General features: G+C 46.0%; 23 protein-coding genes and 2 pseudogenes. 15 read left to right on the forward strand and 10 right to left on the reverse strand.

Translation table 11 applies throughout. The features are described 5' to 3' along the window. Positions 1-3: 3 nt before the first annotated feature. The 6 genes from lolD to EDC63_RS01885 form a co-directional block, all read right to left on the reverse strand. A complete protein-coding gene (lolD, locus tag EDC63_RS01860) occupies positions 4-693 on the reverse strand; it encodes a lipoprotein-releasing ABC transporter ATP-binding protein LolD (protein WP_124947654.1) in 690 nt (229 codons plus the stop codon). After that, a complete protein-coding gene (locus tag EDC63_RS01865; RefSeq protein WP_124947653.1) occupies positions 686-1,930 on the reverse strand; it encodes a lipoprotein-releasing ABC transporter permease subunit in 1,245 nt (414 codons plus the stop codon). Before EDC63_RS01865 ends, lolD begins: the two co-directional genes overlap by 8 nt. A 61-nt stretch (positions 1,931-1,991) precedes the next feature. Then, positions 1,992-2,411, reverse strand: coding sequence for a secondary thiamine-phosphate synthase enzyme YjbQ (locus EDC63_RS01870; protein ID WP_189836547.1), 420 nt, complete (start codon positions 2,409-2,411; stop codon positions 1,992-1,994). A 162-nt stretch (positions 2,412-2,573) separates the two neighbouring features. Beyond that, positions 2,574-4,526 (reverse strand): amylosucrase, encoded by a 1,953-nt coding sequence (locus EDC63_RS01875; protein WP_124947652.1) that lies wholly within the window; start codon positions 4,524-4,526, stop codon positions 2,574-2,576. Between the two features lie 78 nt (positions 4,527-4,604). Then, positions 4,605-5,450: an S-formylglutathione hydrolase gene (gene fghA, locus EDC63_RS01880; RefSeq protein WP_124947651.1), complete on the reverse strand. Its 846-nt coding sequence runs from the start codon at positions 5,448-5,450 to the stop codon at positions 4,605-4,607. 10 nt (positions 5,451-5,460) lie between these two features. Next, positions 5,461-6,567, reverse strand: a complete 1,107-nt coding sequence (locus tag EDC63_RS01885) for an S-(hydroxymethyl)glutathione dehydrogenase/class III alcohol dehydrogenase (protein ID WP_124947650.1) — start codon at positions 6,565-6,567, stop codon at positions 5,461-5,463. Positions 6,568-6,965: 398 nt separating this feature from the next. Between EDC63_RS01885 and EDC63_RS01890 the strand changes: the two genes are divergently transcribed. The 15 genes and pseudogenes from EDC63_RS01890 to EDC63_RS01955 all read left to right on the forward strand — a co-directional run bounded on the left by EDC63_RS01890 (position 6,966) and on the right by EDC63_RS01955 (position 19,608). Continuing rightward, a complete protein-coding gene (locus tag EDC63_RS01890; protein ID WP_124947649.1) occupies positions 6,966-7,118 on the forward strand; it encodes a DUF3096 domain-containing protein in 153 nt (50 codons plus the stop codon). Positions 7,119-7,163: 45 nt separating this feature from the next. Then, positions 7,164-7,817, forward strand: coding sequence for an OmpA family protein (locus EDC63_RS01895; protein WP_124947648.1), 654 nt, complete (start codon positions 7,164-7,166; stop codon positions 7,815-7,817). A gap of 382 nt (positions 7,818-8,199) precedes the next feature. Further along, positions 8,200-9,093: a phosphoglycerate mutase gene (locus tag EDC63_RS01900; protein ID WP_124947647.1), complete on the forward strand. Its 894-nt coding sequence runs from the start codon at positions 8,200-8,202 to the stop codon at positions 9,091-9,093. An 8-nt stretch (positions 9,094-9,101) separates the two neighbouring features. Beyond that, positions 9,102-10,796 (forward strand): single-stranded-DNA-specific exonuclease RecJ, encoded by a 1,695-nt coding sequence (gene recJ / locus EDC63_RS01905; RefSeq protein WP_124947646.1) that lies wholly within the window; start codon positions 9,102-9,104, stop codon positions 10,794-10,796. 137 nt (positions 10,797-10,933) lie between these two features. Next, a complete protein-coding gene (locus EDC63_RS01910; RefSeq protein ID WP_124947645.1) occupies positions 10,934-11,227 on the forward strand; it encodes a type II toxin-antitoxin system RelE/ParE family toxin in 294 nt (97 codons plus the stop codon). Positions 11,228-11,243: 16 nt separating this feature from the next. Next, on the forward strand, positions 11,244-11,552 hold the full coding sequence (locus EDC63_RS01915) for an addiction module antidote protein (protein ID WP_189836546.1): 309 nt from the start codon (positions 11,244-11,246) through the stop codon (positions 11,550-11,552). 200 nt (positions 11,553-11,752) lie between these two features. Next, positions 11,753-12,016: pseudogene (locus EDC63_RS01920) on the forward strand (integrase); the annotation flags it as partial. A 51-nt stretch (positions 12,017-12,067) separates the two neighbouring features. After that, positions 12,068-12,163: pseudogene (locus EDC63_RS18695) on the forward strand (IS200/IS605 family transposase); the annotation flags it as partial. Positions 12,164-12,367: 204 nt separating this feature from the next. Then, positions 12,368-13,472, forward strand: a protein-coding gene (prfB, locus tag EDC63_RS01925) for a peptide chain release factor 2 (protein ID WP_124947643.1) whose coding sequence is annotated in 2 segments (ribosomal slippage) — positions 12,368-12,448 and positions 12,450-13,472 — 1,104 coding nt in all. Because the reading frame shifts where the segments join, the coding sequence is not laid out codon by codon here. A gap of 37 nt (positions 13,473-13,509) precedes the next feature. Beyond that, positions 13,510-15,021, forward strand: coding sequence for a lysine--tRNA ligase (lysS, locus tag EDC63_RS01930; RefSeq protein ID WP_124947642.1), 1,512 nt, complete (start codon positions 13,510-13,512; stop codon positions 15,019-15,021). A gap of 407 nt (positions 15,022-15,428) precedes the next feature. Beyond that, positions 15,429-16,142: a glycine zipper 2TM domain-containing protein gene (locus EDC63_RS01935; protein ID WP_124947641.1), complete on the forward strand. Its 714-nt coding sequence runs from the start codon at positions 15,429-15,431 to the stop codon at positions 16,140-16,142. A 79-nt stretch (positions 16,143-16,221) separates the two neighbouring features. Continuing rightward, a complete protein-coding gene (locus EDC63_RS01940) occupies positions 16,222-18,609 on the forward strand; it encodes a heavy metal translocating P-type ATPase (protein WP_223248422.1) in 2,388 nt (795 codons plus the stop codon). 65 nt (positions 18,610-18,674) lie between these two features. Continuing rightward, positions 18,675-18,884 (forward strand): heavy-metal-associated domain-containing protein, encoded by a 210-nt coding sequence (locus tag EDC63_RS01945; protein ID WP_124947640.1) that lies wholly within the window; start codon positions 18,675-18,677, stop codon positions 18,882-18,884. Next, positions 18,868-19,191 (forward strand): metal-sensitive transcriptional regulator, encoded by a 324-nt coding sequence (locus tag EDC63_RS01950; RefSeq protein WP_124947639.1) that lies wholly within the window; start codon positions 18,868-18,870, stop codon positions 19,189-19,191. The genes EDC63_RS01945 and EDC63_RS01950 overlap by 17 nt, the downstream gene beginning before the upstream one ends. A 123-nt stretch (positions 19,192-19,314) precedes the next feature. After that, entirely contained in the window at positions 19,315-19,608 is a 294-nt protein-coding gene (locus EDC63_RS01955) for a segregation and condensation protein A (protein WP_223248421.1), read from the forward strand. 57 nt (positions 19,609-19,665) lie between these two features. Here the strand turns inward: EDC63_RS01955 and EDC63_RS01960 are convergent, their stop codons facing one another. The 4 genes from EDC63_RS01960 to EDC63_RS01980 all read right to left on the reverse strand — a co-directional run bounded on the left by EDC63_RS01960 (position 19,666) and on the right by EDC63_RS01980 (position 24,265). Beyond that, a complete protein-coding gene (locus tag EDC63_RS01960) occupies positions 19,666-20,436 on the reverse strand; it encodes a TusE/DsrC/DsvC family sulfur relay protein (RefSeq protein ID WP_124947638.1) in 771 nt (256 codons plus the stop codon). Positions 20,437-20,536: 100 nt separating this feature from the next. After that, entirely contained in the window at positions 20,537-21,589 is a 1,053-nt protein-coding gene (locus EDC63_RS01965; protein ID WP_189836545.1) for an Sfum_1244 family protein, read from the reverse strand. A 220-nt stretch (positions 21,590-21,809) separates the two neighbouring features. Further along, entirely contained in the window at positions 21,810-23,126 is a 1,317-nt protein-coding gene (gene rimO / locus EDC63_RS01970; RefSeq protein ID WP_124947637.1) for a 30S ribosomal protein S12 methylthiotransferase RimO, read from the reverse strand. 317 nt (positions 23,127-23,443) lie between these two features. Next, the gene (locus EDC63_RS01980; RefSeq protein WP_124947635.1) at positions 23,444-24,265 is read right to left on the reverse strand and encodes a ZIP family metal transporter; all 822 of its coding nucleotides are present in this window, start codon (positions 24,263-24,265) and stop codon (positions 23,444-23,446) included. Between the last annotated feature and the right edge of the window lie 29 nt (positions 24,266-24,294).

Raw genomic sequence — 24,294 nt, forward strand, 5'->3', positions numbered from 1 at the left:
TGCTCAGGCGTTTGTTAAAACGCCATCATCCAGCTTCATAATGCGTTGCATGCGCGATGCCAGATTCATGTCGTGTGTCACCACCAAAAAGCTGGTTTTGTAGGACGCATTCAAGTTCATCATCAAATCCTGAATACCTTCAGCAGTATGCCGGTCCAGATTGCCGGTAGGTTCATCGGCCAGGACGCAAGCAGGCCGGGTGACCAAGGCTCTGGCAATGGCCGCACGCTGACGCTCACCACCTGAAAGCTCGCCGGGATTATGCGACAACCTGTGCCCCAACCCCACATCATTTAATACCGCTTCTGCAGTCTGATAAGCTTCACTCTTGGCCATGCGCCTGATCAACAGCGGCATGGCAACATTTTCCAGCGCACTGAATTCCGGTAACAAGTGGTGGAACTGATAGACAAAACCCAGTGACTGATTACGCAGATATCCGCGATCAGCTTCACTCATATGCTGAATATCCCGCCCCATGATTTCTACTGAACCGCTGGAAGCACTATCCAATCCGCCCAGAAGATGCAGCAGTGTACTTTTACCGGAGCCGGAAGCCCCAACAATTGCAACGGTTTCTCCCTTTGCAACCGACATATTGATGCCGAACAATACAGGCACTTCAAACCTGCCCTGCTTGTATACCTTGTGCAAATCCTGACATGCAAGAACCATATCCTGAGCCTTATTCATATCTTAATGCCTCTGCCGGATTGGTTTTGGATGCGCGCCAACTGGGGTATAACGTAGCCAGCAAACTCAAAACAAGTGATACTGCGCCAATCACCATTACATCGTTTATTTCCAGTTTTGAAGGCAGCTCGCTGATGTAATAAATATCCTTTGCCAGAAAATGGATACCGAAAAGCCTTTCAATGGCTGGCACTACCACATCAATATTCATAGCCAGGGTCACGCCACCGAGCAATCCCATCATGGTGCCAATCACACCGATCAACGCACCCTGCACTATAAAGATCTTCATGATGCTGCCCGGAGAAGCCCCCAATGTCCGCAATATCGCGATATCGGCCTGTTTGTCAGTTACCACCATTACCAGCGTTGAGACAATATTGAAGGCAGCAACTGCGACAATCAACAATAAAATAATAAACATCACATTCTTTTCAATCTGGATCGCCCGGAAAAAGTTGGCGTGTTGACGAGTCCAGTCGCTGATGTACAAATCACTTGAAAGCATCGCACTCAATTCCTGTGCCACCTGAGGCGCCTTGTACAAGTCTTTCAGCTTGAGGCGAATACCGGAAACCTTGTCTTCCATGCGATACAATTTCTGCGCATCCGCCATATCAATCAACGCAAGACCGTTATCGTACTCATACATCCCAACTTCAAAAATACCGACCACTCTGAACTGTTTCAGTCGCGGCAAAATACCGGCAGGGGTGACTTGCCCCTGCGGCGCAATCAATACCAGTTTTTCACCAATCCCGACACCTAAAGCGCGCGCCAGTTCAGACCCAAGCACAATCCCGAATTCACCAGCACGCAAATTGGTCAGTTTGCCTGCTTTCATATGCTGACCAATATCTGCCACCTTATCTTCATACTCCGGCAGAATCCCGCGGATAATCACGCCCTGAACATTCTGATCGAACGACAACATACCCTGCGCCATGATATAAGGCGCAGCAGCAACGACTTCCGGATGCTTGATGGCCTGCGATTCGACACTTTGCCAATTTGAAAGCGTATTATCGAGGCCGCTTATTTGCGCATGTGCTGCTACTCCCAGAATTCGTGCCCGCAGCTCTTCCTGAAACCCATTCATCACTGAAAGGACAACAATCAGGGCTGCCACTCCCAACGCAATACCCAGCATGGAAATCAGAGAAATGAAAGAAATGAAATGATTGCGGCGTTTGGCGCGTGTATAGCGCAGGCCGATAAAGAGTTCGAATGGTTGCACGTGTCAGTTCAAAATATTAGCAAACGGCAAGTCTGCCACAAGCGGGCCCGCTTCGCCATTGTTATTCCCCAATTAGATGCAATAACACATGCCGTCGCTGTGATTCGGTTCGATGTTCATACAGGTAAACCCCCTGCCAGGTACCTAATGCAGGTTTTCCCGCAACGACCGGAATCGACAAATGGGTTTGGGTCAAAGCAGCCCTCACATGGGCAGGCATATCGTCCGGCCCTTCCAGAACGTGACTGTAGATGGGATCGCCTTCCGGTACCAAACGAGAAAAAAACCGTTCCAGATCGGTCTGCACATCAGGATCATAATTTTCCTGTATCAGCAGGCTGGCAGAAGTGTGTTTCACAAAAATCGTCAGCAGACCCATTTGCAGGCCGGATAACTTCACCCAATGATTTATCTGATCGGTAAAGCTGTAAAGACCTTTCCCTTGTGTATTCATTTCTATCTGATAGGTTGTTTGCCTCATGAAGATAAATCTGAAATTTGAATAAACACTTTGTATTTTCCTCTGAAATATTCGCAAGTTGCAACTTATCTTCAAATCAGAAAGATATTTTCGATTAGCAGCTTGGAAATTTGATAATGCTTGAAGGAGGTTTGAAGAACTCGTCGCCAAACATCCCAAATTTTACTCGGTGAGCCAATAACAAGACAATGGCAGTAGAACAATTTCATCATTTTCAACTGCAATATGCTCTCCTGTGCAGAGGTCGTTCATGCCATCGAGTTGAAAGAAACCATAGGCTCTTAAAGCCCCGACAGGGAGCGTTTGCGCTTCAGCATTAAAGTTCGCAGCAACTAACACTCTATTGCGATTGTTTTGCGGTTCAGTCCGGGAAAAAACCAGTAAATTCGGATTGTCGACTTTCAACAATTGGCGATTGTCAAAATCCGCAAACGCTATGGTTTCTTTACGTAATGCGATCAATTTTTTAATTGCACTGAATATCCGATTCTCCACCGTGCCAGCCTGGTGGCGTTTTTCTGATTTGTTCCAGTCAAAATGTGAGCGATGCACCCACCGATTGTCTTCTCGCTTAGAGGGTTCTGCGAGATATTCCAGACTATTGAGCATGCCAATTGCGTCTCCATAATAGAGTAAGGGTATACCGCCAAATGAGAGAATCATGCTATGCAACAACACGATAGTCTTGATTGCTGCATCGATGGCTTCTGGATCTTGCGCTTCCAGTGCAGACTCTAACCCTACCAATGAAGCGAGAGAACCGGAAATACGTGCATCGCCGGTCTTGGGATTTTCGCCAAACGGCAGGCCTTTGGCAGATGAACCTGTGAATCGCCCCGTAAAATAATCAATCAGAAAACGCCGGTGCTGAGCCGGGTCATATCCAGCCAGGCTGACATCGTGATCGTCAAAGCCCAAACCGATGTCGTCGTGACAGCGCACGTAATTAAGCCATGTTGCTCGTTCCAATTTGTTTGGCAGGTTTTTGATTCCCTGATTGAGCAAAGCTGCATTCTTTGTCGCAACGGCATCCCAGAGCAACGCCATAAATGTGGCGTTGTAAGCTATTTCGCACTCTTTAGCATTGATTGCATCCTCGCCGAAATATTTGGATATTTCGCTTGGCGAAACAATCGCCTCCGCTATGAATAACACGCCCGGCGCTGTCACCTGACAGCAATCCTTCATTAATTGCAAGATAAGATGAGCTTCACGTTCATTCTGGCAGGCGCTGCCCATTTTTTTCCATAAAAATGCTACAGCATCCAGACGAAGTATATCTACACCCTTGTTTGCCCAAAACAGGATGATATCGATCATTTCTATCAGCACTGCCGGATTGCGATAGTTCAAATCCCACTGATAGCTATGAAACACTGTCATCACCCATTTACCTAATTCTTCATCCCAAGTGAAGTTACCAGGTGAAGTGGCCGGAAATATTTCAGGCATGGCTTCTTCATAAATGTCCGGAATTTCCCGATCATCGAATACGTAGTAATAGTCCTGATATTTTTTGTCGCCTTTACGGGCTTTTGTGGCCCATTCGTGTTCGTTTGAAGTATGGTTAACTACAATATCCAGCACCAGCAACATATCGCGTTTCTTGAGCGTAGCAGCAAGCTCTTCAACTTCCTCCGTTGTGCCGAAGCACGGGTCTACCTTGCTATAATCACGCACTGCATAACCACCATCGCTATGGTCAGGCGGACAATCAAGAATAGGCATAATATGCAGCATGTTCACCCCCAGTTCCTGAAGGTATGGAAGCTTTGTGCGCAAACCTTTTAAGTCTCCGGCAAAACGGTCACAGTAAAGCGCCATTCCCACCCATTTCTGGCTTAAAAACCAGTTGTAATCCTGTTCGCGAGCCAGATCAGATTTGCGCAAATTGGGTGATCTTTCAATGTAGCGAAGTGCCAATGTTTCAACCAGTTCGAGCATTTGTTGCTTGAAATCAGGTCGATTACCATACAGTAAATTGAACAGCGAATGAATGGCGTAAAAATTTGCACCGAGCCGGGTGTAAAAATGCCGTAACCGCATGTTCCCGATTTCAGGTTTGAGCTTATGCAGAATTTCATTCAATAATGCGTGTGAAGCTTGTTCGTACATACATATCCTATGAATTTACTCAGACGTGACGTTTAGTTATATCAATATTCCGCAGACTTATTACTATTCCCATTTATCTTACTTATTCAAATTCTGATGGTGAAAAGCAATATGGTCTTCCATGAAAGTGGAAATAAAATAGTAACTATGGTCATATCCAGCATGTCGTCGAAGCGTAAGCGGCTGTTGAGCTGTTTGGCATGCAGATTCCAGATCATGTGGTCGCAATTGTTCTTCAAGAAACTTATCGCTCAGCCCCTGATCTACCAATATACCTTGCGGATAGGGTATAATTGATTGTTTTATCAATTCACTGGCGTCATATTGCCGCCAGCTAGCTTCATCGGCGCCCAAATAGGTTGAAAATGCCTTTTGCCCCCAAGGACAATTTACAGGTGAAGCAATGGGTGCAAAAGCAGACACCGAAGCATAGATTTCAGGATTGCGAAGGGCCAGCACTAATGCCCCATGTCCACCCATCGAGTGGCCAAATATACCTAACCGATCTGAACGAGCTGGAAAAGATTGTAATATTAATGCTCGAAGTTCATGCACCACATACGATTCCATTCTGAAATGCGCAGACCATGGCGATTGCATTGCATCAACATAAAACCCTGCCCCGGTGCCAATATCCCAACTATCGGCCTCACCCGGAATGCCCGTATCGCGAGGACTGGTATCAGGTGCAACCAGCATTAATCCGTGGTGCGCGGCATAACGCTGTGCGCCAGATTTGATCATGAAAGTTTCTTCGGTACAGGTTAACCCCGCAAGAAAAAACAGAACGGGAACCTTCCTTTCTTTGGCTTGTGGCGGCTGATAGACAGCGAACCGCATTGGTAGACCAATTTCGGTAGACGCATGCCGATAAAAACCTTGTACGCCACCAAAACAGGCGTGCTCACTGATACATTCCAGCATAAAAACCGCCCTAGTAAATAACGACAGAGCGAATTGACTCGCCACTTTTCATCAAATCGAAGCCTTCATTGATTTGCTCAAGACTTAATCGGTGAGTAATCATGTCGTCAATATTGATTCTGCCTTCCATGTACCAATCCACAATTTTCGGAACGTCTGTGCGTCCGCGCGCACCACCAAAAGCCGAACCCTTCCAAACACGCCCAGTGACTAACTGAAAAGGGCGAGTACTAATCTCCTCCCCTGCAGCTGCAACGCCGATAATAATCGACTGCCCCCAGCCCTTATGTGTGCACTCGAGCGCCTGGCGCATGACCTTCACATTACCGATACATTCAAAACTGTAATCAGCACCTCCATCAGTCAATTCGATAATTCGATCAACGACGTTTTCGACTTCATGGGGATTAATAAAATGCGTCATGCCAAATTTACGTGCCAATTCTTGCCGGTTAGGATTGATATCAACACCGATTATCTTTCCCGCACCCACCATTTTTGCACCCTGGATAACATTGAGTCCAATACCGCCTAAACCAAACACTACAACGTTCGCGCCAGCCTCAACCTTAGCCGTAAAAATGACCGCACCTAAACCTGTAGTTACGCCACAGCCAATATAACAAACCTTGTCAAAGGGAGCATCTTCGCGGATTTTTGCCAATGCTATTTCCGGCACTACGGTGTAATTGGAAAAAGTAGATGTGCCCATGTAATGATATATGGGACGACCATCAATGGAGAAACGAGATGTGGCATCCGGCATCAGCCCTTTACCCTGAGTCGATCTGATTGCCTGACAAAGATTCGTCTTTTGTGAAAGACAGAATTTGCACTCCCTGCACTCAGGCGTGTACAAGGGAATCACATGATCACCCTTTTTTAAGGAGCGCACATTTTTTCCTACATCCACTACAATCCCCGCCCCTTCGTGCCCTAGAATTGAGGGAAAAATCCCTTCCGGATCAACGCCTGAATGGGTGTAATAATCGGTATGGCAAATTCCCGTTGCTTTCAGCTCAACCAGCACCTCACCTTCCTGCGGGCCTTGCAGATCTACTGTTTCAATAGTGAGTAGGGTGCCTGCTTTCCAGGATATAGCTGCTTTTGTTTTCATTATTACTCCATCAATAAGTACGGGGAACCTTCTGCACTGACGTAATGTAAAAATATTCGCAGAATGCGGCGCTTGGCATAGATATAGCACAGTCTAATTAAAACATTCGGAGACTTGCACTAAAATGAGGAATCTATCTAATACAAGTTTGCCACAAGCCACTAACTGAGCCAAATTTATATAACAGACACATCAAAAGGTCGAAATATTGAATCCATTGTTATTTCAAGCAATGCCACCAGCCGCATCAAATTGTGATGCCATAATACAAATTAACTGACTTGCATCAACCAAAATAATAATGTTAACCTTTAACTCGGCTAATCAACCTGAACAAAATTCAGGATTACGCGTCCAACCGAGTCCCAATGCTACGCTTCTCAGGATAAGGAAACACCATGAATTTGCACCTGAACTTTGGCCCACTCGCAGCATTAATCGCAGGCATTCTTATTTTGTTAATGCCCAGAATGCTTAACCTGATTGTTGCTATTTATTTGATTATTATCGGCTTGGCAGGCCTCTTTGGCACTCGCCTTTTTAACTTTTAATCATTAAGTAACCACAAATCAGTTAACCCTAAATGGAGAACCATAATGCGTAAACTCATTATAAGCATCTTCGCCGCTACCCTCGCACTCACAGGCTGTGCAAACATGTCAGAAACCCAACGCGGAACAGCGACAGGCGCTGGAATTGGAGCAGGTCTTGGCGCGATTCTGGGCGCAACTACCGGTGACGGTGGTGGTGGCCGTGCAGCAACAGGTGCTGCATTAGGTGGTATTGCTGGTGCAGTTGCTGGTAATGTATGGTCTACCCGAATGGAAAAACAGAAACAGGATATGGAACAAGCCACACAGGGAACAGGCGTACAAGTCAGCCAGACTGCGGATAACCGTTTGAAACTGGACATCCCTAGCGACATCTCATTTGATACCGGCCGCTCAGATATCAAATCAAATTTCCGCCCTATTCTGGATAAATTTGCTGCAAGCCTGGCCGACAATCCGGCAACCATGGTCACTATCGTCGGCCATACAGACAACACTGGCAGCGATGCTATCAACGACCCACTTTCCGTTGAACGCGCGACTCGCACACGCGATTACTTAACAACAAGAGGTGTCGCCCCTGCACGATTCACTATAAACGGCCGAGGTTCACATGAGCCAGTCGCTTCTAATGATACAAGCGCTGGCCGCGCCCAAAACCGTCGTGTAGAAATTTACGTCGCTGAGACGAAACGATAAAAATTCACTGCTTTACGGACAGCACTTGCATACATATACAAGTGCTGTCACGCAGTAAAATAACTGACAAAAGCATGAATCGTTAGATACACTGCTGCACAGGGTCACACTATCCCCTCTAAAATCAAAAGGCTTCCAATTCCGGTTTTAAACGGCAAATTTACAACGCGCATATTGGCCAGCACATATTACAAGCCAACCATGCCGCCTATGTTAAACTTTGCACAGCTATCTGACTGGAACTTCCGTGCATTGCCATTTACTTATCCCCAACCTTTTTCTCACACTTCCATCTGGCCATGACCCTTTTCAGGGCTTGCATCTACCCTGCTTAAAAACTTTGTTGGGTAAAAGCTCACAACAACCCCCAACAAATCAAAGCATGGAAGCTTGGCTATGTGAGATTTTCGGAATTGAAAAGCAACAAGACTGGCCTGTTGCACCGCTAACACTTACTACAGATGGAGGTATGCCAGAGCAATATTACTGGTTGAGAGCAGATCCGGTGCATTTGCGCGTACAACGCGACCAGATTATTCTTGCAGACAGTGGCACATTAACCATAACGCAAAACGAGGCCGATGCACTGACCGAATCACTCAATCGCCATTTTGAACAGGATGGGATGCTGTTTTACGGGCTAAGGCCTGATCGCTGGTATCTCCGGCTCACCACCCCTCCTGCAATACAAACCCATATGCTGCCAGAGGTTGCCGGGAATAATATTGACGAGTTGTTGCCTTTTGGTCCCGAAGGTATGCGCTGGCACGGTCTTTTCAACGAAATCCAAATGTTATTTCACGATCACCCTGTTAATGAACAACGGGAAATGCAGGGTGAAATGCCTATTAACAGCGTCTGGATATGGGGAGGCGGCATTTTACCCAGCGTTCAAAAAACACCTTTCTCAAGCATCTGGTGTAATGATAATTTTGCCCGTACATTGGCGCATATTACACAAACAAAATTTTCCAACTTACCTGAAAATGGTACTGCATTCCTTGAACAGACCGACAAGGAGGGAAAATGCCTCATCGTACTGGATATTCTTCGCGGTGCCGGGCAATATGGGGATGTGTACGGCTGGCAGGAAGGCATGCAATCACTGGAACAGCAGTGGTTCTCTCCCCTGCTTCAGGCACTGAAAAACAGAAACTTGACTGCGTTAACTATTCATGCCGGAGCCGGCAAAGAAATTCGGACATTTACACTTGCTCCTAGCGATTTGTGGAAAATATGGCGTCGAAATAAACCACTTAAGTCCTACATGGAATAATCAACACTATGCCCAAAATTTCAACTCGCAATTATTCAAGCGAAACAGCTAAGGAATTGACTCAGCAAGGACTGCACCCCGTGTTAGCACGTATTTTTTCTGCCCGCGGCATTATTAGTTCAACGCAGCTTGAAAGTGATTTAAGTGGCCTGATCCCCCCCAAGCAACTCACTAATACAGAAAAAATGGCGAGTTTGCTGGCTGACGCGATCGAGCAAAAGAAACGACTGATCATCATTGCGGATTATGACTCTGATGGCGCAACGGCCTGCGCAGTGGCAATCAGAGCATTACGTGAATTTGGTGCCATTGTGGATTACATCGTTCCTAACCGTTTTGAATACGGCTATGGACTAACACCTGAAATCGTTCAACTTGCAGCAACAAAGCAGCCGGATATTCTGATAACCGTAGATAACGGCATCGCTAGTGTGGCTGGAGTTGCAGAAGCCAATCGATTGGGTATGGAAGTACTGGTGACTGATCATCACTTACCCGGAAACGAACTACCGAAAGCTGCATGCATAGTCAATCCAAATCAGCCCGGCTGCCCTTTTCCCAGTAAAAATCTGGCGGGAGTAGGCGTAATATTTTACGTCATGCTGGCCTTACGGGTAGAGCTAAGGAACCGGGGTGTTTTTGAAAACAAACAGGAACCTAATTTAGGCAACATTCTTGATCTTGTGGCACTGGGAACCGTAGCTGACGTGGTTAAACTGGACGATAACAACCGCATTCTTGTCCAGCAGGGTTTAAAGCGCATACGTTCCGGTAAGGCCCATGCGGGCATTAAGGCCTTGTATCGCGTTTCTGGCAGAGACTTCCGCAAGGCATCTACCTATGACTTGGGCTTTATGCTGGGGCCGAGGCTTAATGCGGCTGGCCGCCTTGATGATATGGCACTGGGGATTGAATGCCTGATTACAGACAATGAATTCCGCGCGCTGGAAATTGCTCAGAGGCTTGACACATTGAACCGTGAACGACGTGAAATCGAAGCGGATATGCAGCTAAGCGCCCTTGCCGTTCTGGATACCATGGTAGTAGAAGACAGTTACAGCCTGAGCCTCTATGATCCGGAGTGGCACCAAGGTGTGATTGGCATTCTCGCATCCCGTATTAAAGAAAAATTTCACCGCCCGGTCATTACATTCGCACCGGGCAACGATGGCGAAATTAAAGGCTCCGGACGTTCCGTTGCAGGTTTGCATTTGCGGGATGCCCTTGATCTGGTTTCAAAACGCCATCCTGATCTCATAAGAAAATTTGGTGGCCATGCTTTTGCTGCTGGATTAACCATTATGGCGTCCAGCTTTGACATGTTTACTCAGGCATTTGAAAAAGTGGCAAGGGAACTGCTTTCACCAAATGATCTGGAGCGCATTATAGAAACAGACGGAAATCTGCTACCCGACGAGATGACCATGGAACTCGCAACGCTAATAGAGAATCACGTCTGGGGCCAGGGATTCCCTCAACCGACATTTCAGGATGAATTTATCGTTGAGCAGCAGCGACTGGTTGGGGAAAAACATATGAAATTACGCCTCAACAATGGCAAGCGCAGCTTTGAAGCCATCCAGTTTTTCAGGGAAAGCCCGGTCCCTGACAAGATTCAGGCCGCCTTTCAGCTAAGTATCAATGAGTACAATGGCTCACGCACCTTGCAGTTGATGGTGCAACACTGCGAACCAAGCGAATGACTATATTCAACTGCGTGGCAGATACCGATACTCGCCGAAAGCAGCCCATCGTAAAAATTGGTGAATTATTCTAACTGACTGTTACTGATTCAACTATCTTATCTTGACTTATGTAATCGTTCGATTACAATTAAATCATGTTCTCGATTAAACCACTTCCTGAATTCACAGTATGGCTCGATGGGCTGACCGACGAGTCTGTACGTGGGGTTGTTGTCGCACGCATTAAGCGCTTGTCTTTAGGTTTAATGGGCGATGTAGAGCCTGTTGGAGGGGGTGTATCAGAACTTCGCATTCACTTGGGCGCAGGCTGGCGTATTTACTTTACCCAACGTGGAAAAGAGGTGATCGTGTTATTGGCTGGCGGCTCAAAACGCACCCAGAAAACCGACATCAAGCGAGCCAAAGTCTTGGCTGCGCTGCTGGTTTAGCTATAAGGAGATAACGATGAAACCAATCAAAGTGGATGACTTACCTGAATTCAACGCTGCACCATATCTTGGCAGTGAAGCGGCAATTGCGGCTTATCTGACAGATATTATTGAGGCGAATAATCCCGCGCTTCTGGCTTCCGCGCTCGGCGATATCGCTCGTGCACGCGGTATGGGCGAGATTGCCAAGGCATCTGGCATCTCCCGAGAGGCATTATATAAAGCTTTACGTCCTGGTGCCCAACCGCGTTTCGATACTATAAGTCGTGTTTGCACAGCCTTGGGGGTACGCCTGGTGGCGCAGGCCACTCATCCTTCAGTGTAATGTAGTGCCTGACAGATAGGCCAGAAACCACCACTGAAGCTGAAGGAAATCTGGGCCATCCGTATCCATCTGCAACTCGGCAAACGTATCCGTGACTTGGCCATGTTTAACTTGGCCATCGACAGCAAGCTGAGAGGTTAGACCTGGTGAACATACGGGTCCTGGACATAATTCACGGCATCCAGATGTTGACACGAGCTATGGTCATTCAACGAAAGACGCAGAGGCCTGTGCAGCTTGAACTGACGGAAGATACCAGAAATGCCGTCGCAGCATGGATAGCTAAAGCCAATCTAAAGTCGGAACATTACTTGTTCCCCAGTCGGTTGCAAAACTCTCCGCATGTTTCAACCCGGCAATACGCTAGGATCGTGCATCGATGGGTCGCCGCAATTGGTCTTGATTCCACTTTCTATCGCACACATACGAAGCGCCGAACCAAGGCAAACCTGATTTACCGGCAAACCAAAAACTTGCGGGCAGTGCAACTGTTGCAGGGCCATTCGAAGTTGGAAAGCACTGTGCAATTGGATGAAGAAATGGTTCGGGAATACATTCGTAATCAGGAGCAGGAAGACGAACGTTACGACCAAATGAAATTAGGGCTATAGCTGCCTTTAGGCGGCTCATGGGTTACCAGCGCCTTTGAGGCGCCAAAACTATAAACTGCATAGAACCTCTTGCCTACGAAAGGCTAATGGGCATCCGCTTATCAGTATGAAGATCAAACAACGCCAGCTTGCTATTCTATTTATGGGCTGAATTACGAGGTTCCCTCGTGTATAATCGAGAAATTTTCTCCAGGGTAGTATTTCATGGAAGCAGAACAACTTAATACGTTAACCAATTTATTGGAAGACTTAGGTAAAAGAACCGAAGAATTACGGGGGTATCTTTGACTTCGACCAGAAGAAAGATCGCCTGGTAGAAGTCGTTCAGTTGATGGAAGATCCAGCCATCTGGAATGACGCAAAAAAAGCACAGGATTTAGGCCGCGAACGCAGATCATTAGAATCCGTTGTTTTTACGCTGGAAAAACTCGTTCAGTCACTGAATGATACCAGCGAATTATTTGAAATGGCGCGGGAAGAAGGCGACGACGACACCCTTGTCAGCATAGAAGCCGATACCAAAAAACTCGAAGAAATCGTTGAGGGCATGGAATTTCGCCGTATGTTTTCCAACCCCATGGATCCCAATAATTGTTTTATCGATATCCAGTCAGGTTCAGGCGGTACAGAAGCGCAGGATTGGGCCTCCATGCTCGAACGCATGTACCTGCGCTACGCCGAGCGACATGATTTCAAAGTTGAAATTCTGGAAGAATCCGAAGGCGAAGTAGCAGGCATCAAAAGCGCGACACTGAAAATATCGGGAGAATATGCTTACGGCTACTTGCGCACTGAAACAGGCGTGCACCGTTTAGTACGAAAATCCCCGTTTGACTCCGGCAATCGTCGCCACACTTCCTTTTCCAGTGTGTTTGTCTACCCGGAAGTCGATGAATCCATTGAAATCGATATCAATCCCGCCGATTTGCGTGTTGATACCTATCGCGCATCAGGTGCGGGAGGTCAGCATATCAACAAAACCGATTCTGCAGTCCGTATCACACACATTCCCACGAACATTGTGGTGCAGTGTCAGAACGACCGTTCTCAACACAAAAACCGCGCTGAGGCCATGAGCATGCTGAAAGCCCGTATGTATGAGGCTGAACTCCGTAAGCGCATGGAAGAAAAGCAGTCCCTGGAAGATACCAAATCCGACATTGGCTGGGGTCATCAGATTCGGTCATATGTGCTTGATCAGTCACGCATCAAGGATTTGCGCACCAACTTTGAAGTAGGTAATACCCAGGCTGTGCTGGATGGGGATCTGGATGATTTCATCAGCGCCAGTTTGAAACAAGGTGTTTAATCAATTAACACGCAAAGATAGATAAAAGGCTACAAGAATGAGCGAACAAGAAAACCAACCGGTTCAAGATACAAATCAGATATTTGAAGAACGCAGAAGCAAACTGAAAGCTCTCCGCGAACAAGGGATCGCTTTTCCCAATGATTTCAACCGCGAACATTTAGCCGCTGACCTGCACCAGCAGAACGAGAGTAAATCCAAAGAAGAGCTGGAAGGTAGCCCAGTCAGTGTCAGCGTTGCTGGCCGCATGATGTTAAAACGGGTAATGGGTAAAGCCAGTTTTGCGACCATTCAGGATATGAGCGGGCGCATCCAGCTATACATTACAAACGACCATGTTGGTGAAGCCGCTCACGAGGCATTCAAACACTTTGACTTGGGCGACATCATTGCCGCCAAGGGCGTATTGTTCAAAACAAAAACCGGAGAGTTGTCAGTCCGCGCCACTGAAATCCGTTTATTAACAAAAACGCTGCGCCCGCTACCTGAAAAATTCCATGGGCTGACAGACCAGGAGCAAAAGTACCGGCAGCGTTATCTGGATCTGATCACCAACGAAGATACACGTAAGGTATTTTCTACCCGTTCCAAAATCATTCAGGGCATTCGCGAATTCCTTGTACGCCACGGCTATCTGGAAGTTGAAACCCCCATGATGCATCCGATTCCGGGTGGTGCAGCTGCGCGTCCCTTTATCACCCATCACAACACGCTCGATATGCAATTGTATCTGCGCATTGCACCGGAACTGTACCTGAAGCGCCTGGTAGTGGGCGGAATGGAAAAAGTATTCGAAATCAACCGTAACTTCCGCAATGAAGGTATGTCCACCCGGCATAACCCTGAATTCACCATGCTGGAATTTTACGAAGCCTATCGCGACTACCGTTACATGATGGACTTCACCGAAGCAATGTTCCGCGAAGTGGCAGAAAACGTCTTGGGAACAACCAAAGTGACTTACCAAGGTCGCGAACTGGATTTGGGCCTCCCCTTCGCTCGTTTAACCATTGCGCAAGCTATTCAGAAATACAATCCTGAATTCACCGAAGCGCAGTTAAACGACCGTGTATTCCTGATCAACAAATTCAATGAGCTCAAGGTCAGTTATAAGGAACATGATGGCATTGGTGGTTTGCAGCTTACCCTGTTTGAAGAAAACACAGAACACCTGCTGTTTGATCCCACTTTTATTATTGATTATCCGGCAGAAGTGTCACCATTAGCGCGTAGTAACGATAGCAACCCCGAGATTACAGAGCGTTTCGAGTTGTTTATGGTCGGGCGCGAAATTGCCAATGGTTTCTCAGAGTTAAACGACCCTGAGGACCAGTCTGATCGTTTCATGAGCCAAGTACAGCAAAAAGATGCAGGTGATGCAGAAGCCATGCACTACGACGCAGATTATATACGTGCACTGGAATACGGTTTACCGCCCACTGCAGGCGAAGGCATTGGTATTGACCGTCTGGTCATGCTCCTGACTGACAGCCCGAGTATTCGGGATGTTATTTTGTTTCCGCAAATGCGGCCTGAACAGCTGTCTTAAAAAACATCAAAAAATTGGGGATAACCAGTTGAGATAGCACTGGAAATATTGCCTTATTTATAAGCATGATTCATTAAAATGGCCCCAGAAATCCAGGGGCCTTTTTTATCAAGGCTTATTTGAAACTTTTACTTGTTTCATCCCAGACTTTTTCATTAGGGAAGATCTCGGAAGCATTAATAATATAACGTACAATATAGTCAAAGTTATTAGTTTAAAACCTATAGCTTCAATGAGATTGATACACTTTCTTGCAAATAATTTACTGACGAAACTCATGAACTATAATTAATTGGTTCTGAAACCTGTTTGCCAGTAACTTCACACAATTAACAGACCTGAAGTTAATCTTCTTAGGTCAATCGCTTACCTGCATAATTAAATCATTAATCAACTGGAGTACCGCAATGGCCACACAAACTACGAAAACCCATCCGATTATGATTATTGCTGCAATAGCAGTAATTCTATTCAGTGCTGTCGGAATTGGCGCTATTATGGGATGGATACCTGGCTCTGCTTCAAAAACCCAGGAACAGAGTACGCAACCATTAGTGACTGCTGAACAAACAGCCAAAATTGAAACGGCTGACACCAAGACTGTCACACCAGTACCTGAGGAACAAAAACCGGAGCCCGCTACCCCACCAAAAGCGGAAACTAAGGCGGAAGTGACTAAACCGGCTTCACAAACACATAGAGAAAAACAAACCAAAAAAGTAACACATCAAAATGTGGCCAAGCAAACCAGTGTCAGTACTAACTCAGTACCAGCACCCACCAATATTTGCTCAAATTGTGGTGTCATTGAATCTGTTAATGTCATTGAGCAAGCAGGTGAAGGAACCGGACTGGGTGCTGTAGCTGGCGGAGTTGCCGGAGCGCTTCTTGGAACGCAGATCGGTCAGGGACGCGGAACAACCGCGGCTACGATCGCGGGTGCAGCGGGAGGTGCTTTTGCTGGACATCAGGTAGAAAAAGCCGTCAAGAAAACCAAGCACTTTGAAATCAGTGTTCGCATGGAAGACGGCTCTTACAGAACCTTTAACCAGCCAAACGATTCCGGTTTGATGTCTGGAGATAAAGTCAAAGTGGTGGATGGTGCAATCGTAAGAAACTAACCTTCAATATACCCCCTAAGGGTATATTGACAACATCCAGTCATTCAGAATATGATGGTTGCTCTAAGGAGTAATCATCATGCATTTCCCTATTTCCTCAAAACGCATTGAATTACCCATTGAAGGCATGACCTGCTCTGCATGCGCCAACCGTATCGAAAAAAGCTTGAATAAACTGCCAGGCGTCAAAGCTGCGGTCAATTTTGCCAGCGAAAAAGTTCAGATTGATTACGAAGTGGGTGAAGCCAACCCCGCCAACCTTGTTGAAACAATCAAAAAAACAGGTTATTCCGTTCCCAACCAACGCATTGAACTTGCTCTGGAAGGCATGACATGTTCTGCCTGTGCAGCCAGAATTGAAAAAGTGTTGAACAAAAAACCCGGGGTAGAAGCAACGGTAAATTTTGCAGCTGAAAAAGCGAGCATTATGCTGTCACCGGGTACATCAACCATTGCAGATTTGATCTCATCAGTGAAAAAATCCGGCTATGACGCGCATGAGTTGGCAGAAGTCAGCCGCGAAGATGAAAAAGCACGCAGACAGAACGTATACCAGAAAGAAGTCCGGTTATTCTGGATATCGGCTGCGTTCACCCTCCCTCTGGTTCTCCAGATGGGTGCCATGTTTTCAGGCAGCCATGAAGAATGGCTGCCTCGCTGGCTGCAAATGGTACTCGCCACGCCAGTGCAATTCTGGGTTGGCAAGCGTTTTTACATGGGGGCCTGGAACGCTTTACGAGGTGGCAGCGCCAACATGGACGTGCTGGTAGCCTTGGGTACCAGCATGGCTTACTTCTTCAGTGCTGTTGTCACTTTGTTTGGTCTGACTGAACTTCACGTCTATTTTGAAGCCTCCGCCGCCATCATAACTTTGATACTCATGGGAAAGCTTTTAGAAGCCCGTGCCAAAGGAAAAACATCTACCGCTATTGAACAACTGCTTAAACTTCAGCCAAAAACCGCTCGCGTAGAGCGAGATGGCGAGATTATTGAAGTAGAAGTGAGCAGCATCCATATAGGCGAAGTCTTTATAGTGCGCCCTGGCGAACGTATTCCTGTTGATGGTGACATCATCGAAGGCCATTCCAGCGTGGATGAAAGCATGCTTACGGGTGAAAGCTTGCCCGTCACTAAAGAAGTGGGTAAAAAGGTCTTTGCTGCCACTCAAAATAATCAAGGCATGTTGCGGTGTAAGGCCACAGGGGTGGGTTCTCATACCGCATTGGCAGAAATTGTACGCCTGGTAGAGGAAGCACAGGGTTCCAAGGCCCCTATTCAGCGTTTGGCTGATACCATTTCAGGAATTTTTGTTCCGGTTGTAGTGGCCATAAGTGTCATCACTTTTGGCTTATGGTGGGGTATCGGAGGCAGTTTTACCGTGGCGCTGGTTAATGCTGTCGCGGTCTTGGTCATCGCCTGCCCCTGCGCGCTGGGCCTAGCCACACCCACAGCGATCATGGTGGGTACTGGCAGAGGTGCGCAATCAGGTGTGCTGGTTAAAAATGCAGCCGCACTGGAACGCGCAGAAAAAATCCAGATACTGGTTGTGGACAAAACAGGTACCCTGACTGAAGGCAAACCCTCAGTTACCGATGTTGTGCCCGTTAATGGTCATAGTGAACAAATATTGCTCAATATGGCCGCAACGCTTGAACAGGGTTCCGAGCATCCACTTGCACAAGCGATATTGAATCACAACAAGGAACAATCTGGATCCACCTCTGCCATATTAAACTTTTCTGCCGTCGCAGGAAAAGGCATTCAAGCCGAAATTGAAGGTGAAATCGTATGGCTTGGCTCACCGCGCTTTCTGATTGAACAAGGTGTCGTCATTGACGATAAACAGATTGCTCAACTTACCACCCAGGGAAAAACAGTTATCGGCATTGCAAAGCCCAACGGGGTTATTGGATATATTGCCATCGCAGACAAAATTCGTACCACCTCAACTAACGCCATTTCCCGTCTGAAAAACATGGGGATTGAAGTGGTGATGATTACTGGCGACAATCAGGCCACGGCGAAAGCCATTGCTCAACAAGCTGGAATTGATACTTTTTTTGCAGAAGTTTTACCTCAACATAAAGCCGAATCAATCAATAAGTTGCGCGAACAAGGAAAAATCGTTGGTATGGTAGGTGATGGCATTAACGATGCCCCTGCCCTTGCTGCTTCAGATGTGAGCTTCGCTATTGGCAGCGGTTCAGACATAGCCATTGAAGCCGCAGATGTGACGCTGATGCGCAGCGATTTGAATAGTGTGGCTGATGCGATCAGTTTATCCAAGGCCACGTTAGGGAAAATTCGACAAAACCTGTTTTTTGCATTTATTTACAATATTCTGGGCATACCTCTGGCAGCGTTCGGCATGCTTAATCCGGTTATCGCAGGGGCGGCCATGGCAATGAGCTCAGTATCTGTCGTCAGCAATTCGCTACTGTTAAAGCGTTGGAAAACAGCAAACTAGAATGCAACACATTTTCAAAAACGTTATTTGTATTAGCATAATGCAATTTATAAAGGAGCATTAAAATGGATTCAAAAAAACTGAATGTTAAAGGGATGACTTGCATGGGCTGCGTTAAAAGCGTAAAAAATGTACTTGAACCAATACCCGGTGTTAGTAATGTAGAAGTAGTCCTGGAAACCGGCAAAGTCACTATCGGTTATGATGCTTCTAAAACAGATACTGGTGCTTTTAAAACAGCAATCGAAGATGCCGGCTATGAAGTCGTCGGCTAAAACAGTCAGCAAACCTGTTTGTCACTCAGAACCTAAAAATGTCGTTCAGCCCCATAAAAACGCACTCCTTAAACGGTTAAACCGTATAGAGGGACAAGTGCGTGGCATTTCCAAAATGGTTGAAGGTGACCGCTATTGCATAGATATATTGACCCAGATCAGTGCAATTAAATCCGCACTTAATGCGGTTGGTATGCAACTTTTGGAAGACCATACCAAAGGCTGCGTTCAAAATGCAATAAAATCTGGAAACGGAGATGATGAACTGGCAGAGTTATTAACCATTGTCAGGCAATTTGTACGTTAACCCAAATCTCAAATAAAGATTTCCTTTGCAGCAGCATCAAAGGTTACAATAATCGTATTCGCAGTAGAGGAACAAACTGGGAAACCAGCTAATTACCGTATTTAGAAAACCGGAGCAAATTAAGTGAACGACGAAATCTTATCCAAAGAGCAACGCATTTTGCGCGTGATGCGCAAGGTACTGGCAAGCATTGTTAAAGACGCAACACCACAACCAGGTATGCTGCACCCCTTATCTGAAAGAACGATTCAGGATATCCGTGAATGTTTTGGATTGATTTCTGCACGGGAAGCTGAATTGGCAGACAATGCCGGACTGAGCAGAAATGAAAAGCCTTTTTATACAGATGAACCGCAAAAGAGCAATGTGGTTAAGTTACACAAACCCGGTTCTACCAAAAAACCAGAAGGGGAATAATAATTCTGGCTGATCACTCAGGTTTTCAGCCATAATTTCCCATCTGTTAAATAGCTGTCAATTATCTATACACCCCTGAGGTTCAGGCAAACCGGCAATACGCGATCCTTGCCGGGATGGACCGCCAGGAAACAGATGATAAAGATAGTCGTGACTGCTCTTACCTTCACCTAGTTCACGCCGCATGTGCTTCATCAGCAATCTCACCATCGGGGTTATTCCATAGTTGAAATAGAATTTCCTGAGATAATTGATTACTTCCCAATGGTCAGGTGTAAGACGAATATGCTCTTTACTTGCCATGAATTCAGCCAGGCGCTCGTTCCAGTCAGCCAGGTTAACCAGATTACCCTTTTCTGTTACAGAGAAGACCTCCTTCTCAAACTCAAAAGTGCCTACAAAATGTGAAACTTCTTTTGCAGGCACTGCTTTTGATTTCTTTCGGGTTATAACATGCATTCCCTCAATCTCAGCATCAAGCATAGGGACAGGGAGACCCGCAATTTTGGTACCTTGTGTCAAAACACCATTCGGGAACAAGTTTTCCAGATATGCATCTGAAGATTTGATTTCCCCATCGGGCAATTTTTCGCTAATTTCCTTCTTGAGCAACTTTTTAATTGGCGAAATATTGTATTCTGTATAGTAAGCACGAAGTAAATTGAGAATCTCCCAATGGGCTGGTTTGAGCTCCAGTCCCTCTTTTTCAGCTAGCATAATAGCGATCTCTTTATTCCACTCAGACAGGCTCTCCAAGCGCCCGCTACTAGTCAACTTCACTTTTTTTAAGGCATCCGAATGCTTTGCGGAATCAAACTGGCTGCTCATGATCTTCTCCTGTACTGGAAGTACATATCCCAAGCAAGAATGGATAATTTAAAGGTTTCTTAATTCTAGAATGCAATGCCAATTATACAACTGTAAAGTTTTAGAATTTAAGAACTGAATTCCCATCAATCAGTAGTTTTTCCAAAAAGAGGCTACTGTTCTTCCCGTGTTTCTTGTATATATCGAGCAACTGCTGGCCCACTTTTGACCAATGATCTTTACCTTGGCAAACTGCTTCTGCCAATGGCTCAATATTTCCTGAAGCCACCCAACTCTGGTACCCCTTCATAGCCCGTGGAAAAAGCTCTTTGCGCATCCCATTAAAATTAGCAAAGTAAAAATGTAATGAGCTTGCAGCTTCTCTTTCAAGCAGCGCGGGAAGTGTGGAAAGACAATCTGCCATATGATCACGTACTGCACGCGCCATAATTTCTGCCTTGATTGACGTCAATGTTGACAACATTTCCGACCAACCCTCACCCAACAAATCTCCAGCCATACCTTCACCCAGTTCATGCAGAATCATGGCTTCACTTTCATTTTCTGTCATGACCTCAAGCGCTAAATTAGGATTTTTCTGAAAATCATAAAAGCTGAATGCACTGGCTTGCGTGTTATCCCGCTTCTTCCAATTCCATTCTTCGAATTTATCCCAGATATATCGTCGGACAGCTTCCCGGCGTAAATATATGGTGCGGTTTAATAATGCTGCCGGAGGGGAAATTAAATCTCGCGCGTATTCACAACCTGAAACAAGAATAGTAAATCCATTGCGCTTTTCTTCTTTAAGTAACTCACCCAGAAAAAAATGCGGCTTGTGAAACCGGCCATACCCTCCGCTATACACATAGCCTTCTGGAAGTAATTTTCGGTTGATTGATTCACTATCAAACGGATCTTTCAAGTCTGAACCAACGCGCAAAGGAGCATAGGGTGATTCTTCAACGGTATTCCAGAGGTTTTCCCGCTCAACCATCCAGTTACCTAATTCATCCTTGGGCGGACTTTTACTGTATGGAATATCATTTTCCCATCGATAATACTGTCGCATTTCAAGAAGATAGGTGCACATTGTCATGTTTCGAGCATAACGTGCATCCGTGATATAACAGTTTTGCTGGACAGCATCTACAAGATGGTGGAAATTTTGCATAAAACTTTCTCCGTCTTATATCAAGCATATAAACCCCGAAAACTAAGGGGAATATACAATCAAAATATAGCACAAATGAAGATTTACTATTTTATATGAAGCACTGAGTACGTTAAATATAACGCTGAAAACCATCGTAAAGCATCAGAAAATTCTTAACAAGCATTTATTTCAGAGGGGGCTCATTGTAAATGAGAAATCCAGTATTGACCTTACTTGTTCAACCAACAAGTTTTGCCCACAAATCATGTTCGTCAGAATCAATAATTTCTACTTGAACCAAATCCCCTACTGCCAGCTTTTTAGCATCATCAATAAAAACCAACCCATCAATTTCTGGCGCATCTGCTGCACTTCTGGCAACAACGCCTTCCGGCGTAATTTCATCAACAAGTACTATCATTTTCTTACCCACTTTACGTGCTAAGCGATTGGTACTTATGTCAGCCTGTAACGCCATTAAACGCGCTTTACGCGACTCTTTCACATCTTCTGGTACGTGGTCAGCAAGTTCATTGGCTTTTGCGCCATCTACTGCTGAATAAGTAAAGCAACCTACCCTGTCCAGTTGTGCTTCAGTCAAGAATGACAGCAACTGTTCAAAATCTTCTTCCGTCTCTCCCGGAAAGCCCACTACGAATGTGCTGCGAATGGTCAGATCAGGGCAAATTTTTCGCCATGACTGAATTCTTTCCAACGTGTTTTCACTATTCGCAGGCCGTTTCATGGCTTTCAGAATCTTAGGACTTGCATGCTGCAAAGGAATATCCAGATATGGCAATATCTTCCCTTCCGCCATGAGTGGAATCACTTCATCTACATGAGGATAAGGGTAAACATAATGTAAGCGAACCCAAACACCTAATTCCCCTAATGCCTTCACGAGTTCTGTCATACGTGTTTTCAAAGGCTTGCCTTGCCAGAATCCAGTGCGGTATTTCACATCCACGCCATAAGCGCTGGTGTCCTGAGAAATCACCAGCAATTCTTTCACGCCCGCTTTTACCAGATTTTCAGCTTCCTGCATCACGTCGCCAACAGGGCGACTTACCAGATCACCACGCAATGCCGGGATAATGCAGAAGGTACAGCGATGATTGCAGCCCTCGGAAATCTTCAGATAAGCGAAATGCTTGGGCGTCAGTCGCACACCTTGCGGTGGAATCAAACTGGTATAAGGATCATGTGGCTGAGGTAAATGTTCATGAACGGCTGACATGACTTCATGTGTTGCATGAGGGCCTGTTACAGCCAGCACTTGAGGGTGCGCTTTCTTTACCACATCCCCTTTTGCACCCAGACAACCCGTTACAATCACTTTTCCATTCTCGGCCAAAGCTTCACCAATAGCATCCAAAGACTCTTCTACCGCAGCGTCAATAAATCCACAGGTATTAACCACAACCAGGTTTGCATCCTGATAGCTCCCCACGATCTCATAACCTTCCGCTCGCAACTGGGTCAGAATGTGCTCGGAATCGACCGTTGCCTTTGGGCACCCAAGGGAAACAAAACCAACTTTAGGAATAGCTTTCATATCAATTCATTCTCAATAAAAATTCTGGGTTCGCGCAAAACGAAAAAATCATTTACATATTGCAGTTTGCCGAGCTGAACGATACATATTCACTCTACAAAACTTAATTTTTTTCCAGCAGGTATAATTACTTTCATCTACACAACCTTGGTGCAACTTTGTATATTATTGCTATTGCCTGGATTTACATCATCTTTATGATGGCTATTACCGCCAAAAGTTTTTTCGGAGGTCTCATGACCTTCATCTGGTACGGTATTTTGCCGTGTGCGCTATTTTTGTGGGTGTTTGGAACGCCTCAACGCAAAAGAACCAAACTACGCAAGATCGCCGAGCAGAAACTTAATCAGCCCGATACTACCAATACCAAGCCCGATTAAAGTCACTTGTTGTACAGTTGCATGCAGTTCAGTGCGCTTGTGCAATCCCGGAATCAGATCTGCTACAGCCACATACAACATGCTGGCTGAAGCAATACCCAGCACAAACGGCACCCAGTCCTGCATGGATTGCAAAGCAAAATAACCTAAAACGCCCCCAACAATCGTGGCGGCACTCGACAGTAAATTAAAAATTAACGCTTGCCTTTTGGTATACCCGGAATGCAGCAAAATAAGGAAATCCCCTACTTCCTGCGGGATTTCATGTGCGATGATGGCAAGCGATGTCACGACGCCCAACTGGAAATCAGCCATAAATGCCGCGGCAATAATAATTCCATCCACAAAGTTATGGAAAGTATCACCCACCATGATCATGATACCACTTCTGCCATGGTCACTGTGGTCAGCATGAGCACTATGGGAATGGCCTCCAGTATGCTCGCCATGATCAGAGTCAGGTGTATGGACTTCGCATTCATGACCGTGACAATGACGCCAGATAACCAGCTTCTCCAGTATAAAGAAAAGCAGAATACCAAACAGAATAGTTGCCGCCATGTGCTCAATATTTTTTGTTAATTCAAACGCATGGGGCAATATTTCAAGAAAAACAGCGCCAAGCAACGCACCAATGGCATAGCTGATCAACATCGGCACCCAAGAGGCGCGCGCCGATAAAGCGACAATTGCAGCAAAGGCTACACTAAGCACGCCACCGAGCAGGCTGGCTAAAATGATGGCAAGGAGAGTTGGCACGATGAATGACTGAGCGTAAAATTTTTGTA

Source organism: Sulfurirhabdus autotrophica (genome assembly GCF_004346685.1).
GTDB lineage: Bacteria > Pseudomonadota > Gammaproteobacteria > Burkholderiales > SMCO01 > Sulfurirhabdus > Sulfurirhabdus autotrophica.